Source organism: Collinsella aerofaciens, from assembly GCF_015558785.1.
In the GTDB taxonomy this organism is placed as follows: Bacteria; Actinomycetota; Coriobacteriia; order Coriobacteriales; family Coriobacteriaceae; genus Collinsella; species Collinsella aerofaciens_P.
The window spans coordinates 42,217-58,884 of record NZ_JADMOP010000016.1; the positions used below are offsets into that span (position 1 = coordinate 42,217).

The 16,668-nt window shown below is 62.0% G+C and carries 12 protein-coding genes and 1 tRNA gene; 10 read left to right on the forward strand and 3 right to left on the reverse strand.

Features of this window, described 5'->3' with window-relative positions; genetic code table 11:
* Window positions 1-456 precede the first annotated feature (456 nt).
* The 5 genes from I2G40_RS07950 to proB all read left to right on the forward strand — a co-directional run bounded on the left by I2G40_RS07950 (window position 457) and on the right by proB (window position 4,941).
* Window positions 457-1,395 carry a radical SAM protein gene (locus I2G40_RS07950; RefSeq protein ID WP_195544747.1) on the forward strand — a complete coding sequence of 313 codons (939 nt, stop codon included), beginning with the start codon at window positions 457-459 and terminating at the stop codon, window positions 1,393-1,395.
* Between the two features lie 151 nt (window positions 1,396-1,546).
* A tRNA-Ala gene (locus I2G40_RS07955) sits at window positions 1,547-1,619 on the forward strand.
* A 64-nt stretch (window positions 1,620-1,683) separates the two neighbouring features.
* Window positions 1,684-2,142: a hypothetical protein gene (locus I2G40_RS07960; protein WP_195544748.1), complete on the forward strand. Its 459-nt coding sequence runs from the start codon at window positions 1,684-1,686 to the stop codon at window positions 2,140-2,142.
* Window positions 2,143-2,226: 84 nt separating this feature from the next.
* Window positions 2,227-3,732: a nicotinate phosphoribosyltransferase gene (locus tag I2G40_RS07965; RefSeq protein WP_035137238.1), complete on the forward strand. Its 1,506-nt coding sequence runs from the start codon at window positions 2,227-2,229 to the stop codon at window positions 3,730-3,732.
* 81 nt (window positions 3,733-3,813) lie between these two features.
* Entirely contained in the window at window positions 3,814-4,941 is a 1,128-nt protein-coding gene (gene proB / locus I2G40_RS07970) for a glutamate 5-kinase (protein ID WP_195235027.1), read from the forward strand.
* 99 nt (window positions 4,942-5,040) lie between these two features.
* Here proB and I2G40_RS07975 read toward each other — a convergent pair whose 3' ends face one another.
* A complete protein-coding gene (locus I2G40_RS07975) occupies window positions 5,041-6,459 on the reverse strand; it encodes an alpha/beta fold hydrolase (protein ID WP_195502671.1) in 1,419 nt (472 codons plus the stop codon).
* 112 nt (window positions 6,460-6,571) lie between these two features.
* Here I2G40_RS07975 and I2G40_RS07980 point away from each other — a divergent pair, with 112 nt between their 5' ends.
* Window positions 6,572-7,858, forward strand: a complete 1,287-nt coding sequence (locus I2G40_RS07980; RefSeq protein ID WP_195544749.1) for a glutamate-5-semialdehyde dehydrogenase — start codon at window positions 6,572-6,574, stop codon at window positions 7,856-7,858.
* A gap of 70 nt (window positions 7,859-7,928) precedes the next feature.
* Here the strand turns inward: I2G40_RS07980 and I2G40_RS07985 are convergent, their stop codons facing one another.
* Together I2G40_RS07985 and I2G40_RS07990 are read right to left on the reverse strand one after the other, a co-directional pair.
* The gene (locus tag I2G40_RS07985) at window positions 7,929-8,528 is read right to left on the reverse strand and encodes an HD domain-containing protein (protein ID WP_161145052.1); all 600 of its coding nucleotides are present in this window, start codon (window positions 8,526-8,528) and stop codon (window positions 7,929-7,931) included.
* A gap of 108 nt (window positions 8,529-8,636) precedes the next feature.
* On the reverse strand, window positions 8,637-9,122 hold the full coding sequence (locus I2G40_RS07990) for a CarD family transcriptional regulator (protein ID WP_006235480.1): 486 nt from the start codon (window positions 9,120-9,122) through the stop codon (window positions 8,637-8,639).
* A gap of 342 nt (window positions 9,123-9,464) precedes the next feature.
* Between I2G40_RS07990 and argS the strand changes: the two genes are divergently transcribed.
* The 4 genes from argS (at window position 9,465) to I2G40_RS08010 (ending at window position 16,556) form a co-directional block, all read left to right on the forward strand.
* Window positions 9,465-11,318: an arginine--tRNA ligase gene (gene argS / locus I2G40_RS07995; RefSeq protein WP_055286535.1), complete on the forward strand. Its 1,854-nt coding sequence runs from the start codon at window positions 9,465-9,467 to the stop codon at window positions 11,316-11,318.
* Window positions 11,319-11,847: 529 nt separating this feature from the next.
* A complete protein-coding gene (gene rho / locus I2G40_RS08000; protein WP_324252594.1) occupies window positions 11,848-14,385 on the forward strand; it encodes a transcription termination factor Rho in 2,538 nt (845 codons plus the stop codon).
* Window positions 14,386-14,698: 313 nt separating this feature from the next.
* Window positions 14,699-16,099 carry a hypothetical protein gene (locus tag I2G40_RS08005; protein WP_195544750.1) on the forward strand — a complete coding sequence of 467 codons (1,401 nt, stop codon included), beginning with the start codon at window positions 14,699-14,701 and terminating at the stop codon, window positions 16,097-16,099.
* Window positions 16,100-16,106: 7 nt separating this feature from the next.
* Window positions 16,107-16,556, forward strand: a complete 450-nt coding sequence (locus tag I2G40_RS08010; RefSeq protein ID WP_195544751.1) for a VanZ family protein — start codon at window positions 16,107-16,109, stop codon at window positions 16,554-16,556.
* The last annotated feature ends 112 nt before the right edge of the window (window positions 16,557-16,668 follow it).

Sequence of the window (16,668 nt, forward strand, 5' to 3'; positions counted from 1 at the left end):
CATAATACTCGACCAAGGGGGGTGCATGGAATTGCACGCAGCGATAATCACGCGCTTACCAGATATTGGGATGTTGTCGATGGCTTGTCGGGATGCCGGCGGGGATCCATATGGACTGTAATGGTGATTTTCGGCAAAAGAAAACCACCCCCCACGTTACGAAAATGAACCCACCTAAAACAGGTGGGTGCCCTCATCGACTGTTCCAGCGTCCTTAACAACGAAGGATACCTGTACTAGGCACGACTGTGTGGGCTCCCTAAATAAACGCGACGGTTCACCCAGTTGCTCCGCGGGGGGCGGAATACCTACATCATAAAGCGGCACTTTATCGATTCCAGTCTTGACATTACAAAAATCGTGTCGGACGATTACGGCGCCTTAGGGACGGAGCCGTCTACGCGGTCTGGCCCTTTACGTTTGAGCTGCTGAATCGTTGTTTTGGAGCATGTTTTTATGCCGACGTCGTTGACCGAACTTTTTTCGCCCGCCTGCCATTTGTGTCCGCGCCGTTGCGGTGCGGCGCGCGATGAGGGCGCGCGCGGCGTATGCGGTGCTAACGACACGCTCAGGGTGGCCCGCGCGGCGCTTCATATGTGGGAGGAGCCGCCTATCTCGGGCGAGGCCGGTTCGGGCACGATCTTCTTTAGCGGTTGCTCGCTTAAATGTATCTACTGCCAGAACCACGAGATCTCGACCGGCAATTTTGGCCTTGAGATTTCGCCTGAGCGCCTGGTCGAGATTATGCTGGAACTGCAGGACCAGGGTGCCAACAACATCAATTTGGTGACGGCGACGCACTATGCGCACCTGTTGCCTGCCGCGATTGCCGCGGCACGGGCGCGCGGACTGGTTATCCCGATCGTCTACAACACGAGTGGTTACGAGCGCGCGAGTGCCGTGGCGGCGCTGGGCGACCTGGTCGATGTGTGGCTCACCGACTTTAAATATGCCGATGCCGGGCTTGCGCAGTCGCTCTCTCATATAAAGGACTACCCACGTGTGGCCGTGTCAGGCCTGGCTCAGATGGCGCGCGAGATCGAGCGCCGCGGGGGAGAGCTGGTGGATGAGGGCGGGCTCATGAAGCGCGGCATGATTGTGCGCCACCTGGTGCTGCCGGGGCATGCGGATGACTCGTGCCGCGTGTTAGACCTGGTGTGGCAGACGGTGGGCGACGTGCCGATCTCGGTCATGAACCAGTACACGCCCAATGCGCTCATGCGCGAGCAGGGCGGCGAGTTGGCGCGCGCCGTGACGCGCGAGGAGTACGAGCAGGTGCTCGACCATGCCGACGACCTGGGCTTTACGACAATGTTCTGGCAAGAGGGCGGCGCGGTAGACGAGAGCTTCACCCCCGCCTTCGACACCACCGGCGTCCTCACCAGCGCAAAGTAGAGCGCACGCTGATGATTTTTCTGGGACGGGGATTAAAAAATCATCGAGAGGATCGCCTGTTCGAAAAGTTGTCAAAATAGCCGCGTCCCAAAAAGACTGGTTATTGGGCGTTGACAGTTGGCGAGCCGTAGGTAAAATATCGACTTGTCCTGGGGACGTAGCTCAGTTGGGAGAGCGCTGCCGTCGCATGGCAGAGGCCGAGGGTTCGACTCCCTTCGTCTCCACCCATGGATTTGATAAGCCGCTGACATTGTGTCGGCGGCTTTTTTTAAAAGAAAGGGCTATACCATGGCCGAGCTTGAGTCCCAACCATTGTCCGACGAGGAGCGCGCCGAGTTGGAAGAGCTCCGCGCTGAGAAGGCCCGCCGCGAGGCTCGGGAAGAGGCCCGTCGCGAGCGTGAGGAGCTGGCTGCCCTGCGTGCCGAGCGTGCGAAGGCCGAGGAGGCCGCTGCGAAGGTTGCATCCGAGCCTGCGCCCGCGCCTGCGTCCAAGCCCGCCGCCGCGATGCCCGCGCCCACCGCACCCAAACCTCAGCCTAAAAAGGCCGCTCGTCCCAAGTCCGTCGAGCCTAAGCCGAGTCGTGACGAGATGACCTTTGCCCAGCGCATGGTTACCTCCAAGGAGCCTACAGGCGAGAACGAGATCCCTGGCATGGCGCCGGCTCAAAAAATCATCATTGTCCTTGCCCTCATCGCGTTTGTCATCTTTATGGGCTACACGATCCTGACCAGCATGGGCCTGCTCTAACCGACTCGCATCGGGCGTCATGTCCGCATGCTCTGCTCTCGTCCAACCCTCAAATTCTGCACCACACATCCGAAAGGTCGCCCCATGGCTTTGACCGACATCTCGCATCCCACCGACATTGCAATGCTCACCGATCTGTACGAGCTCACTATGGCCCAGGGCCTGTGGGAGAGCGGCAAGGCCAATGAGCAGGGTTGTTTTACCGCGTTTTACCGCGACCATCCCTTTGGCAGCGCCTATGCCGTCATGTGCGGCACCGCCGAGCTGCCCGAGCTCGTCGAGAACCTGCGCTTTACGCCCGAGGATATCGACTACCTCGCCTCGCTTGAGGCCCCTGCCGGCGGCGCGATGTTCAAGTCCGCATTCCTCGACTACCTGCGCGATTTTCGTGCGCATGTAAATATCGACGCCGTCCCCGAGGGCGAGCTCGTCTTTCCGCGCGAGCCCATGGTGCGCGTCACCGGTCCTGCGCTCGAGTGCCAGCTGCTTGAGACGGCGCTGCTCAACATCGTCGGGTTCCAGACGCTTGTCGCCACCAAGACGGCGCGCGTGGTGCTCGCCGCCGACGGTCGCCCCGTGGCGGAGTTTGGCCTGCGCCGCGCCCAGGGTCCCGATGGCGGCCTGGCCGTTGCGCGCGCGAGCTACGTTGCCGGCTGCTCCTCTACGTCCAATGTGCTCGCCGGCCGCCGCTATGGTATTCCCGTCTTTGGCACGCATGCGCACAGCTGGGTGATGAGCTTCGATTCCGAGCTCGAGGCCTTCCGCGCCTTTGCCAAGTCGAGCCCCAAGAACTGTACGCTGCTCATCGACACCTATGACGTGCGCGAGGGCTGCGAGCATGCCATTACGGTTGCCAAGGAGATGGAGGCGGTGGGCGAGCGTCTGTCGGCTATTCGCATCGACTCCGGCGACCTCGCCAAGCTCTCCAAGTATGTTCGCGGCCGTTTTGATGCCGAGGGCCTGCCCTATGTGGGGATCTCGGTTTCCAACGATCTTGACGAGTACACGATTCAGTCGCTGCTGGACCAGGGCGCGCCCATCGATAGCTTTGGCGTGGGTACCAAGCTCGCGACCTGCTATGACCAGCCGGCGCTGGGTGGCGTGTACAAGCTTTCCGCCCGCCGTGCGAGCGAGGCAGATCCATGGACGCCGGTGGTCAAGCTCTCCGAGCAGCCCTACAAGCGCACGATCCCGGGCGTGCAGCGCGTGCGCCGTTATTACGACGGCTTTGGCGGCCCGGTCTGCGACATGATCTACGACGAGGACCATCTGGCGGGGGAGGGCGCCGCGCGCGGCAATACCCTCGTGGCCGTGAATGATGCCGCCCTGGTGACCGATGTGTCGGAGCTTGAGTATCGCGAGCTGCTGGTGCCGATCGTGCGCGATGGCAGTGCAGTGGCTCCGCGTGAGAGCATCCAGGACGCGCGCGAGCGCTGTGTTTGGGCGCTCGATCATCTGGACGCAGCTTTCAAGCGCTTCCTGTACCCGCAGACCTATGTGGTGGGCATGGAGCAGGGCCTGGCTCAGGTACGCGACGAGCTCGTGCGCAAGAACATGGCCGCGGCCTCTGCCTTTCCCTGGGCAAAATGATCCGCATGCGACGGAGGAAAACGGATCATTTTTCTCGCTTGCCCGTTCGTCCGTTCGCTGAACAGTCGATTGGTTTGACGTATGACGACTTCTTATAAAACGATGGTGGTAAAGATCGGTTCGTCCACGGTGGTGGGCGCCGACGGCAAGGTCAACCGCACCTTTATCGGCGGGCTTGCCGATCAGGCCGCAGCCCTGCGCAAGCTCGGCTGGCGCCTGGTCGTGGTGAGCTCGGGCGCTATCGCCTGCGGCTATCCCGTGTTGGGCTTCGACCGCAAGCCGGTCGGCGACCTGCCGAGCCTGCAGGCCTGCGCCTCGGCTGGTCAGTGCATCATCTCGTCGGCCTACGACGAGGAATTCCATGCACGGGATCTGCTCACCTCGCTCGTGCTGCTCACGCGTCACGACACGGCGCGTCGCACGTCCTACCTGCACGCGCGCGACGCCCTGCTGCGCCTGGTGGAGCTGGGCGTGGTGCCGGTCGTCAACGAGAACGACACCGTTACCGTCGACGAGATCAAGTTTGGCGACAACGACACACTGGCGGCGCTTGTGAGCTGCCTGGTTTCTGCCGATCTGTGCGTGACGCTCTCGGACATCGATGGCCTCTATACTGCCAATCCGCATGAGGACCCCACGGCCGAGTTTGTTCCTGTCGTGCATAAGATCGATGCCAAGATTATTGCCTCGGCGGGCGATTCTTCCACATCGGTGGGCACGGGCGGCATGATTACCAAGATTCGCGCGAGCCGCATCCTGATGACGGCGGGCATTCAGAGCGTGATTTGCTCGGGCGAGGAGCCCGATGCGCTCGTGCGCCTCGCCCGCGGCGAGAGCGTGGGCACGCTGTTCGATCCGCCGGCGGAGCGTCTGGACATCGCACCCCGCAAGCTGTGGATCGCACTGGGCGACAAGGCGCATGGCTCGGTGACGGTCGATGATGGTGCTGCGAAGGCGCTGGTCAGCCGTGGTTCTTCCCTGCTTGCGGTGGGTATTCGCGAGGTCGATGGCCAGTTTGCCGAGGGCGATGTGCTCGACGTGTGCGACCCGAGCGGTATGGTTGTCGCCCGCGGTATCGCCGAGGCCGATTCGGACGTGCTGGAACTTGCTGCCGGTCGCCGCCAGGACCAGATCGCCAGCAACCGCCTGCTCGCTAACCTGGCCGAGAAGCCGGCGATACACAGGGATAACTTGATCGTATTTGCATAAAGAAAGACAGCACTGCGGATCGTTTCCCGCAGCGCTGTCTTTCTCGTGCCGGCACTTGGGGACGTTCCTTTTGTGCCGGCAGGTGGGGACACTCCTTTGCTAGAAGATCCGGCGCAGGTCTCCGCGGTTGAGGGCTTCGTCGAAGAGGTGCTTGAACACCACGCTGCCGTGCAGACCGTCGTGCTCGAACTCGTTGGTCACCCAGGCATGCGAGTCGCCCACGCGGCTGAGCGTATCGAGCTGCAAGCCCGAATCGACGTACATGTCGTCGAAATACACCGCGGCCTGGAGCGGCACCTCGTTGCACGCCAGTCGCTGCGGGTCGTAGATCTTGTCCCAGCTGGTGTCTTCCATCAGCAGGTCCATGGCGGGTTTGAAGGGCTTGAGCTCGGGCATCTGCTCGAACATCCACGGGAACATTGCCTCGCCGGTAAACATGAGCGGGCGCGCGAGGGTGTCGAACTCGGCGCGGTGTGCCTTCTCTTCGGCCGCGGCCCAACCAATGGGCATAGTGTCGCCGTCGGCGTAGATGAACTCCTGCAGTGTCCAGTACAGCGGGTTTGTACGCGTGTTGGTGCGCTCGAAGGCGCGCATCAAAAAGCTGTCAGATACCGAGGCGCCGCAGGCCAGCGTGCCGTCGCCGTCGGCAAAAGCGTGATCGACAATCCAATGCATGCGCTCAAAGCTCGGCTTCATACCAAAGTCGCTGCCCATGAGCTGTAGGCGCTCGACCGTCATCGGTGAGCCGTCGGGCAGCACGGGCTTCTGGGCCTCGAGCGCATCGGCCAGTGCCGCCACGCGCTCGACGTCGGCGGGGTAGCGGTCGTAATACTGCTGAGTCTTGGCCGCCATGCGCGGGAAGGTGTGCGCGTAGACCTCGCTTGCGCTCGCTGGCACGTGTGGAATGCCGCCGCAGGTAAAGCTCGCCGCCACGCCTTCGGGGAAGAGCGACAGATAGCTCAACGTCAAAAAGCCGCCGTAGCTCTGCCCGAGTGTGACCCAGGGCTTGCCGCCAAAGCCCACCAGGCGCAGGTACTCAAAATCGCGCACGATGGAGCTGGCGAGGTGGCGCTTGAGGAAGTCAGCCTGCGAGCGTGCGGCATCGGAGCCGGCCGCCGTCGCGCGCTCGCCCAGTGCGGCAATCGTGCGCCCGTCCACGCAGCAACTGCGTCCGGTGCCGCGCTGGTCGGGAAGGACCACGCGGAAGTGCTTGACGGCCTCCTCGATCCAGCCGTCGCTTGTGGGCGACAGCGGACGCGGGCTCTCGCCGCCGGGGCCGCCCTGCAAAAACAGGAGCAGCGGCAGATCGTCGTTGATGCGGTCGGGCGCGCAAACCACGCGGTAGAAGAGCTTGATGCTCTCGGGCGCGCCGGCGATTGGTGCCGGCATGGCGCCGCGGCGCATGGTGCTGCCGACGGCCAGGAGCATCGGCTCCAGGCCGCGCCAGTCAAGGGGGACGTCGATGCTGTGGTCCTCGACGTAAAGGCCGGGGACGTGGTACGAAGTGATGAGGGCCATGTGAGTCTTCCGTTCGTTGCGGTGTTTCGGGTTGACCAATTCTACCGCCGCGGGCGAGGCCATGCGCAAATCGGCTACCATGGTTGCAAACTTCTAGGAGAAAGGGCCGCCCATGTCGGTCGATATAGCCACGTACGTCCACGATCTTGCCGTTGCCGCCAAGGCAGCGTCGGCCTCGCTTGCCACGGCGAGCGATGAGCAGCGTCAGGAGGCCGTGCGCGCCATGGCCGCGGCGCTGCACGATGGCGTCGATTCCATCGTTGCCGCCAACGAGCTCGATATGTCCGCCGCGCGCGATGCGGGTACCTCGGCCGGACTGCTCGATCGCCTGCTGCTGACGCCCGAGCGCGTCGAGGGCATGGCCGCCGGCCTGGAAAAGCTCGCCGAGCTGCCCGATCCCGTGGGCCGCGTGCTCGACCACCGCGTGCTTGCAAGCGGCGTGGACCTGACCCGCGTGAGTGTGCCGCTGGGCCTGGTCGCTATGGTCTACGAGGCGCGCCCCAACGTGACGGCCGACGCCGCAGGCATCTGCATCCGTACCGGCAACGCCTGCATTCTGCGCGGCGGCTCGCTGGCCTATCACTCGTGTGCCATGATCGCCGAGCTGCTGGCCGATGCGCTCGAGGCCAAGGGCTTCCCGCGCGAGGCCGTGTCGATGATCGAGTCCACCGACCGCGAGGCCACCGGCGAGCTCATGAAGCTCCGCGGTATTGTCGACGTACTCATTCCGCGCGGCGGTGCAGGCCTGATCCAGCGCTGCGTGCGCGAGTCGCTTGTGCCGGTGATCGAGACGGGCACGGGCAACTGCCACATCTACGTGCATGAATCCGCCGACTTTGATAAGGCGCTCAACATTATCGTTAATGCCAAGACCCAGCGCGTAGGCGTGTGCAATGCCGCCGAGTCGCTGCTGGTCGACCGTGCTGTGGCCGATGCGTTTTTGCCCGCGGTCGTGACCGTGCTGCATGACCACGGCGTGCTGATTCACGGCGACGAGGCAACCTGCGCCGCATGCGCCGATGCCGGGCTTGTGGAGGGCGATGACTACGTCGCCGCGACTGAGGAGGACTGGGGTCGCGAGTACCTGGCGCTCGAGATGAGCGTGAAGGTCGTGGCAAACGAGGACGAGGCCATCGCACACATCAACCGCTACGGCACGATGCACTCCGAGGCCATCGTTGCCGAGGACACGGATGCTTGCGAGCGCTTCCTGGATGCGGTCGATGCCTCGGCCGTGTACGCCAACGCCAGCACGCGCTTCACCGACGGCGGCGAGTTTGGCCTGGGCGCCGAGATCGGCATCTCGACCCAAAAGCTCCACGCCCGTGGCCCCTTTGCCGCCGAGGCCCTCATCACCTACAAATACAAGCTCCGCGGCACCGGCCAGGTCCGTCCCTAACGCCCGCGCAAACAAAAACCACCACAAAGGTGCCTGTCCCCTTTGTGGTGGTTTTAGGTGGCGTTGACGGTTAGGCCTGGAAGGTATCTCGGTCGGGGGCGAAGGACTGCATGGCCGCGATGGTGCGGTCAAAGAGCTCGGGGAGCTCCCAGCCCAACATCTCGGCGCCCTGCGAAATCACGTCGCGCGAGCAGCCGGCGGCAAAGCGTTTGTCCTTGAACTTCTTCTTGAGCGACTTAGTCGTAAAGTCCATAACGCTCTTGCTCGGGCGCATGATGACGGCAGCGCCGATCAGGCCGGTGAGCTCATCGCAGGCAAACAGGATCTTTTCCATCTGCAGCTCGGGCTTGGGTAGTGAGGTGTTGAAGTCCGACGTGTGCGTCTGGATGGCGCGAATGAGCTCGGGAGACGCACCTTCGCCCTCAAGAATCTCGGCAGCATAGATGGTGTGGTTAATGGGGTCGTCCTCATGCTCCTCCCAATCCAGGTCGTGCAGCAGACCGACGATGCCCCAAAACTCCTCGTTCTCGGGGTCGAACTCGCGCGCAAAGTAGCGCATAGTGCCCTCGACCGTCTCGCCATGGGTGATATGGAACGGGTCCTTGTTGTGCTCATTGAGCAGTTCGAACGCGCGGTCGCGGGTGATTCCGGCGGTAAGCGGCTCTGCCATAAGAGACTCCTTGTGCTCGTGGGTATCGATAAGAATGAATACTACTAGAACAAGAAAACCACCACAAAGGTGCCTGTTCCCTTTGTGGTGGTTTTTGGCGCGGATGGGTTAGTTGAGGGCGGCTTGGGCTAGGCGGGCTTCGGCGGCCTCCTCGGTGACGCCAAGGGCCACGGCGAACTCCTCGATGGAGCGGCGTTTGGCCTCCTTGAGTACGCGCATGTAGTAGGAGCTGGGTTTTTTATCAGCTTCCTCGGCCTGGCGAATGCGGTGCATCATGGTCTTTGCCACGCGGACCGTCTCGGGCGCGCCCAGCTTGAGCTGCTGCTTAAAGTGTGTCTCCTCAAGCGAGCTGTTGCGCTCGGTAAAGGTGTCGCACTCCAGCTCGTCATAGTGGCTCAGCAGGTGCTCGGCATCTTGCTGAGAGATGGCGGCGTGCAGACGGTCGGCCTGCGCCACGGGGTACATGAGGATCGTCTGCGCATGTCCCTGCTTGGTCTCGAGCAGCAGCATGGGCTGCGGTGTGTCGTCCCTAAAACCGACGACGGTGCAGACTCCCTGGCCCGGATGAATGACGTGTTGACCGATTGAGAACATGCTACCTCCAACTTATACGAATTTACGTATGTCTAGAATAACACGCTGACGTGCGCAAACCCGTACTTTATGCAGGAAAAGCACACAACTCTGATAGGTAAGAGTATTCGATAACAGACGCAGCTCATTCACACCTTTATGCATTTTCAACGCCTGCATAATCTGCAGGCAGACCGGCATCTTTGAGTGACTCCATACAAGCTGTAGTCATTTTTGTGCATATGCAATATCTATTAGCTTTACCCTGCGACAGTGCCCGTCGCTTGTGATAGAGTGCTACAAACTCTGGCTTTTGCCCTACGAGTGACCAAGAGCTCGGGGGCTTTAACACAAGGAGGATCTATGCCCGAGAAGATTGAAGAGCTGGTACGCGCTGCGCTTGCTGCGGCCCAGGAGGCCGGCGACCTTTCCGCATTTGAACTTGACGATTGCGCTATCGAGCGACCGGCTGACACTTCTCATGGCGAGTGGACCTCTACCATGGCCCTGAAGTCCGCCAAGCTGGCCCACTGCGCCCCGCGCAAGATCGCCGAGGCCATCGTTGCCCATATGCCCGAGGACCCCGCGATCGAGAAGGTCGAGATCGCAGGCCCCGGCTTCATCAACTTCTACCTCTCCGTTGCCGTCAAGAATGCCATCTTTGGCGAGGCTCGCGAGAAGGGTATGGACTTCGCTAAGTCCAACGTCGGTGGTGGCCTGAAGACCCAGGTCGAGTTCGTTTCCGCCAACCCCGTCGGCCCCATGCACATCGGCCACGGCCGCTGGGCCGCGCTGGGCGACTCGCTCTGCCGCGTTATGGATCACGCCGGTTACGACATCCAGCGTGAGTTCTACATCAACGACCACGGCTCTCAGATGAACACCTTCGGCAACTCCATCAGCACGCGCTATATGCAGCTTGCCGACATCATCGCCAAGCAGGGCGTGGATATCGACGAGGCTCACAAGCTGCTGATCGCCGACCGCGACGCCTTTGTTGCCGACGAGAACGACGAGCATCCCGAGACCCATCCGTATCAGGACAACTTTGCCGAGACCCTGGGCAAGGACTCCTACGGCGGCGACTACATCATCGACGAGGCCGCCGAGTTCTGGCGCACCGACGGCGATAAGTGGGTCAACGCCGATCCGCAGGAGCGCATGGAGAGCTTCCGCGAGCGCGGCTATGTAAAGATGGTCGACAACATGCGCGACCTTTGCCATGCCGTTAACTGCGACTTCGATCGTTGGTTCTCCGAGCGCTCGCTGTATGTGAAGGACACCGAGGGCGAGACCGCCGGCACCTCCGCCGTCGACCGCGCTTTTGAGAAGCTCGACAAGATGGGCTATCTCTACACCAAGGACGGCGCCCTGTGGTTCCGCTCCACCGACCTGGGCGATGACAAGGACCGCGTTCTGATCAAGTCCGACGGCGAGTACACCTACTTCGCCTCCGACGTTGCCTATCACTGGGATAAGTTCCAGCGCGTCGACCACGTCATCGACATCTGGGGCGCCGACCACCACGGCTACATCGAGCGCGTCCGCTGCGTCTGCGATGCCTTGGGTTACCCCGGCAAGTTTGAGGTTCTGCTGGGCCAGCTCGTCAACCTGCTGCGCAACGGCAAGCCCGTCCGTATGTCCAAGCGTAAGGGCACCATGGTGACCCTGCAGGAGCTCGTCGACGAGGTCGGCTCCGACGCTGCCCGTTACACCCTCATCTCCAAGAGCTCCAACCAGATGGTCGACTTCGATATTGAGGCCGTCAAGAAGCGCGACAACTCCAACCCGGTGTACTACGTGCAGTACGCTCACGCCCGCGTGTGCTCCATCCTGCGCCGTGCCGCTGACGTTACGCCCGAGCAGGCTGACGAGATGGGCATGAAGGCCGTCGCCGCCAAGGCCATCGGTGAGAACGTCGATTACTCGCTGCTGACCGACCCGACCGAGCTCGCCCTTTCGCGCAAGCTCAACGAGCTCACCGACCTCATCGCCAGCTGCGCTCGCGACCGCGCCCCGTTCCGTCTGACGCACTTTGCTGAGGAACTCGCCGGCGACTTCCACAGCTTCTACGCTGCCTGTCAGGTGCTGCCGAGCGAGGGCCGTCCCGTCGACCCCGAGCTTTCGCGTGCCCGTCTGGCCGCTTGCGATGCCGTCCGTGTGACGCTCGCCCTGGTGCTCACCCTCGTTGGCGTTTCCGCGCCCGAGCAGATGTAAGCTACGGGTCATTTGACCGTACAGACTTGGTTTAACTAAGCCTTGAAAGCCCGATCTCACACGGAGGTCGGGCTTTTTTGCAAACGCCGACGTATTGACGAATTTGGAACTGCTGGAAATACGAAACTATGCCGGTTTACTACGATGAATTGAGATATTCCAACCACGCCGGCTTTTAGCTAAAAAGTGCAAGGCATCTACCTGCGGTTTTAGTTCAACAAGTTTCGGAGTGGTCGCGGTTGAGCGATTCATCGTAGTAAACCGCCATAGTTTTGGCGGAGGCAGTCAGATTTGTGGGCGGTAAACCAAAGAGTGTCCCTTTTGAATAGTCGTTTAAGAACGTCCCCAATGACTAAGTTGCAGGTGGCGGCGGTTGTGTTACACTAACGCTGCGTATATGACGCAAATATCTCGATACAGATCAATGATGTCCGTCGGTATTTGACGGAGCTAGACTGTTTAGCCGCCCTGAAGGTTTATGCAGGGAGCATGTGATCACAGGGCTTGAAAAGAAAGTTGAGCAAACACTGTGTCTGATCAACAGCAAGAAAACGAAATAACGACGACGCAAGCCGCTCCCGCTGCACCGGTTGCGTCGGACCAGGTCGCGGCGCCCGCGCAAACCTCGGCTCCTGAGACGCCTAAGGCTGCAACGGCTGAGAAGGCCGTGCCTGCAACTGGTGAGGAGGCTGCTCCGGCAAAGCCCAAGCGCACGCGCCGCGCGGCCAAGCCTGCCGCTGACGGCGAGGAGGTCACCAAGCCCAAGCGCCGTACCGCGCGCACGACGCGCGCCAAGCGCACCGTTGCAGCTGACTCCTCGGCGCCGATTTCCGATGAGGTCGCGCAGGCACGTGCGTTGGCGCAGATTAGCGAGGCTCAGGTGGTGCGCGCCCGCCGTCGTGCTGCCGAGCGCGAGGCCGCGGCTCTGACCGAGCTTGCAGCTCCGTCTGTGCCCGAGACCCCTGCCGCCGACCAACCGACCGAGAAGCCGGCACCGCGCACACGCCGTCGCACGGCTGCTAAGGCCGAGCAGGTTGCTGAACAGGTAACCCCCGAGCTCACTGAGGCTTCGGTCCGTTCCGCGGCAGGGGAGGGCGCATCGCCTGCTGAGTCCGCTGCGCCTGTCGAGGCCAGCGAAGTTCCCGTTGTCGATCCGGCTTTGCGCCCGCACCGTCGCGGTCGCAAGCCCAAGGCCTTCGTCGAGGCAGAGAAGGCCGCAGCCGCAGCTGCAGCCGCTCGGGATGCTGCGGCGACCGCCGAGTCTGCAACCGCCGCCGACGCGCCCGTCCAGGATGCTACGACTTCCGAGGCTGCTCCCGCCGATGTCGAGCCCGCCGACGTCCGTCCCGGTCGCAGCCGTCGCACTGCTGCTAAGCGCACGTCCAAGGCCAAGGCTGCCAAGAAGGGTGCATCCGAGGATTCCGCCGAGACGACCGTCGATGCATCGACTGATGCCGCCGAGCCCCAGGACGTTGAACAGCCTGCGTCCGAGAAGCCCAAGCGCGGTCGCAAGAAGTCCGCTAAGGCCAAGGCGTCCGAGCAGCAGGCCGAGGCCGAGCTGCAGGGCGATTCCAAGGCCGAGGCCAGCGATGATACTGCGGCTAACGCCGATGCCGCCGCAACCGGTGGCGCCGCGCCCGCCGAGGCCGAAGACGGCGCTCGCCCCAACCGTCGCCAGCACAAGCGCAACGACGAGCGCAGCGAGCGCAAGGACGACCGCAACAACGACCGTCGCAACCGCCAGCGCGATCGCAAACAGCGCAACAAGGAGCGCAACGCCGCCCCCACCGAGCCCACGCTTTCGCGTGAGGAACTTGCGGCCATGAAGGTCGCCGAACTGCGCGAGAAGGCCAAGGAGTTCGAGATTGAGACGACCGGCAAGAAGAAAGCCGAGCTCGTCGAGGAGATCTACGTCACCGCCGCGAAGGCCGAGGGCTTCCGCGACATCAAGGGCATCCTGCAGATTCGTCCGGACAGCTCCGGTATCATCCATGCCCACGGTTACATGAAGTCCAACGACGACGCCTTCGTCCCCGCCTACCTCATCCGCTCCGCGCGTCTGCGCACGGGCGACGTCATCGAGGGCTCGCTTCGTCCTTCGCGCGGCGGCGACAAGCGCGCCGGCCTCGCCAAAATCACGACCGTCAACGGTCTAGACCCCGAGCAGATTCGCAACCGCCCCAAGTTTGGTGACCTCACCCCGGTCTATCCCAACGAGCCGCTGCGCATGGAGCACGGCAAAGACTCCATTACCGGTCGCGCCATCGACATCGTGTCGCCGATCGGCAAGGGTCAGCGTGGCCTGATCGTGTCCCCGCCCAAGGCCGGCAAGACCACGATCCTCAAGAAGATCTGCCAGTCTATCTCGATTAACAACCCCGAGGTGCACCTCATCTGCCTGCTCGTCGACGAGCGCCCCGAAGAGGTCACCGATATGCAGCGTTCCATCAAGGGTGAGGTTGTGGCGTCGACCTTCGATATGCCCGCCGACAACCACACTCGCGTGGCAGAGCTCGTCATCGAGCGCGCCAAGCGCATCGTGGAGCTGGGCGGCGATGTCGTGGTGGTGCTCGACTCCATTACGCGTCTTGCCCGCGCCTACAACTTGGCGGCGCCCGCCTCGGGCCGCATCCTTTCGGGCGGCGTCGATTCGGCGGCCCTGTATCCTCCCAAGCGCTTCCTGGGCGCAGCCCGTAATATCGAGAACGGTGGCTCGCTCACCATCCTGGCCTCTGCCCTCATCGACACCGGTTCTAAGATGGACGAGGTCATCTTCGAGGAGTTCAAGGGTACCGGCAACATGGAGCTTAAGCTCGACCGCGACCTGGCCGACCGCCGCATCTTCCCGGCTATCGACCCCGTTGCCTCCGGTACGCGCAACGAAGACCTGTTGGTCGACGAGCAGATGCGTCCGTTTGTCTTTGGTCTGCGTCGCATTCTTGCCGGCATGAACAACACCGAGCGCGCAGCCGCGTCGTTTATCAAGGGTCTTAAGGGCACCAACACCAACCAGGAGTTCCTGGTGCGTTCGGCCAAAAAGCACAGCGACTACGAGCAGACGTTCTAGGTTGTCATCCACGCGCAGCGATAGTCATCAATGCGATAAAGGGTCGGGGCTTTGAGCCTCGGCCCTTTTCCATATCGCCGCTCCGCGCTTATTTTTGACCATAAGACTGGCAAGCAGCAGGTTTCCCGTTTCAATCCGACATCGTCGCTTGCAATCGACAGGGCGGTTTCGCATAATAGCTTTTAAGCTTCGCGACGGAAAACGCAGATGAAACGAACCATATACCGTTGCTTTGGGGCATAGCCCCGCTTCATCTTCTCTCGCGCAGCCAACTGAATGATGCGATTTGGGTGCTGGAAGATGGGGAGAGCTCATGGCTTCTTCTGATGCAACACAACGAGCAGTCCTTGCCGGACTTTCGTGCGGGATCGGCCTTGCCGCTCCCGTGGTTATGTATGCCGCGACGCTGCCGTTTTCGTCGGTGAACGAGACGGTCGTGGCGGGTGCGGTTCCCTTCGCCGTGGGCGCGGTGGCGGGCGTGGGTATCTATGCCGCCTCGCTGGGTATCTCCGAGTACCGTGCGCAGCGTGAAGAGCGTCTGTTCCAGCCCGATGCCATGGGCGGTGCCGCCAATCTCAATCAGCATCAAAGCGAGTTCAAGACCGCCTCGATTCCAGCTCAGCAGCAGGATGCGACTCCTTACGCTGCGGCTTCTGCTTCTCAGGCTCAGGCGGAGCAGTCTACCTCGGCATTCCTTTCCGGCCTGACTGGTGCGTTCCAGCGCCGTCATGCCGATGATGGTGTCCCTACCATCGCTCGAGCCGCAGATGCCATGGACGAGGCCGAGGCTTGGTCCATGATCGACAGTATGCTCGACGACGATTCGCCGGTGAGCTGCGACCCTGCACACTCGCGCGACGTCTATCAAGTCGCCATCGACGAGCTCACCAACGGCGGGCAGACCGGCTCCTTCAATCGCGACGACGTCGCCGCCGCGGCACGCGCCGTGTCTGGTTCCCAGGCCGCCCCTGCGGGCAGCACGGCGGCTTTCGTGGCACTCGTTGCCAACGCGGCAGCCAATAACGCCTACAACGCTACCTCGGCGGACGCGAACGCTTCTGCCGACAATTCGTACGTTGATGAAGCCATGACTGCGGACGAGGAGGCCGTTGCCGCCCGCCGTGCCGCCGAAAGCTCGCTTTGGGGCGCTCCTGCCCAGCAGCAGGCGGCTGAGGCTGCGCCGTACAATGCAAACCTCGCCAGCATGCCTATCATCTCCGGTGCCGTGGACATCGATCTCGATGACCTCGATGAGCCTGCAGCCATCACCGCATCGATTGATGCCCAAGATCGCATCGACACCGGCGACCTTCCGGACGCCTCGCTCGAGGTTGATGTTCCCATGGCCGATTACTCGGGCCACGAGGACATGTGGGCCGCCGCCACCGCGATTCTGGATGAGATTGACGAGCCTGCTACTGTTGCAGTCCCCACTCCCGTCGCTGCCCCTCAGCCTGCTGCCCCCGCCTATGTCGGCCGTCACAGCGCTGTGTTCCCCGAGGATACCGCCCGTATCTCGCGCGAGAGCATCGAGCGAGCCGAGGCTATTGCCGCCGGCATTATGGAAAATCGTCGTCACGAGCGCGTCAATCAGATCCTCGAGGAAGAGATCGAGCGCCTGCAGTCCTCTACCGCCAAGCGTACGGGTCGTGCCTATCTGAGCGTAATCGAGGGCGGTACCGCCAGCTTCGCGCCGCTCCGCGCGGAGGCATAACTTCTGCATGGTTAAGATCAATCGAAAATGGGCGGTTGTAACCTGCCTGATGGCGCTCTTGATCTGGGGCAATTCGCTGGTTCCCGGCTCGGGGTCGGGCTCGCTGAGCCTAACGGTCATGGAAACTATCCGCGGTTTCCTGCACGGCGTGGGACTTCCATATGAATGGGTGACCAACTTTGTTGTTCGCAAGTGTGCACATTTTACCGAGTATATGGTGCTTGGCATTCTGGCAACGCACGCCTTTGATTTTGAGGGCCGGCGCACCTTTGACGTGCTGCTGCCCACGGCGGTGTTCCTGCTGCTGATTCCCTCCATCGACGAGACGATTCAGCTCTTTGTGCCGGGACGCGCCGGCATGATCACCGATGTGATGATCGACTGCTGTGGAGCGGTAACGGGCGTTGTGCTCCGATATCTCTTACGGTCGCTGATGTACGCCAAAAAAGCCGCCTAGGACGTATTGTTTGGTCCTAGGCGGCCTTTTTTATTGGCTCTGTTAGACCAAAATTGACATATAGCTTTTTTCCGATTTAGGACGATAATGCCCGGGAGCAATTTGAATTTGC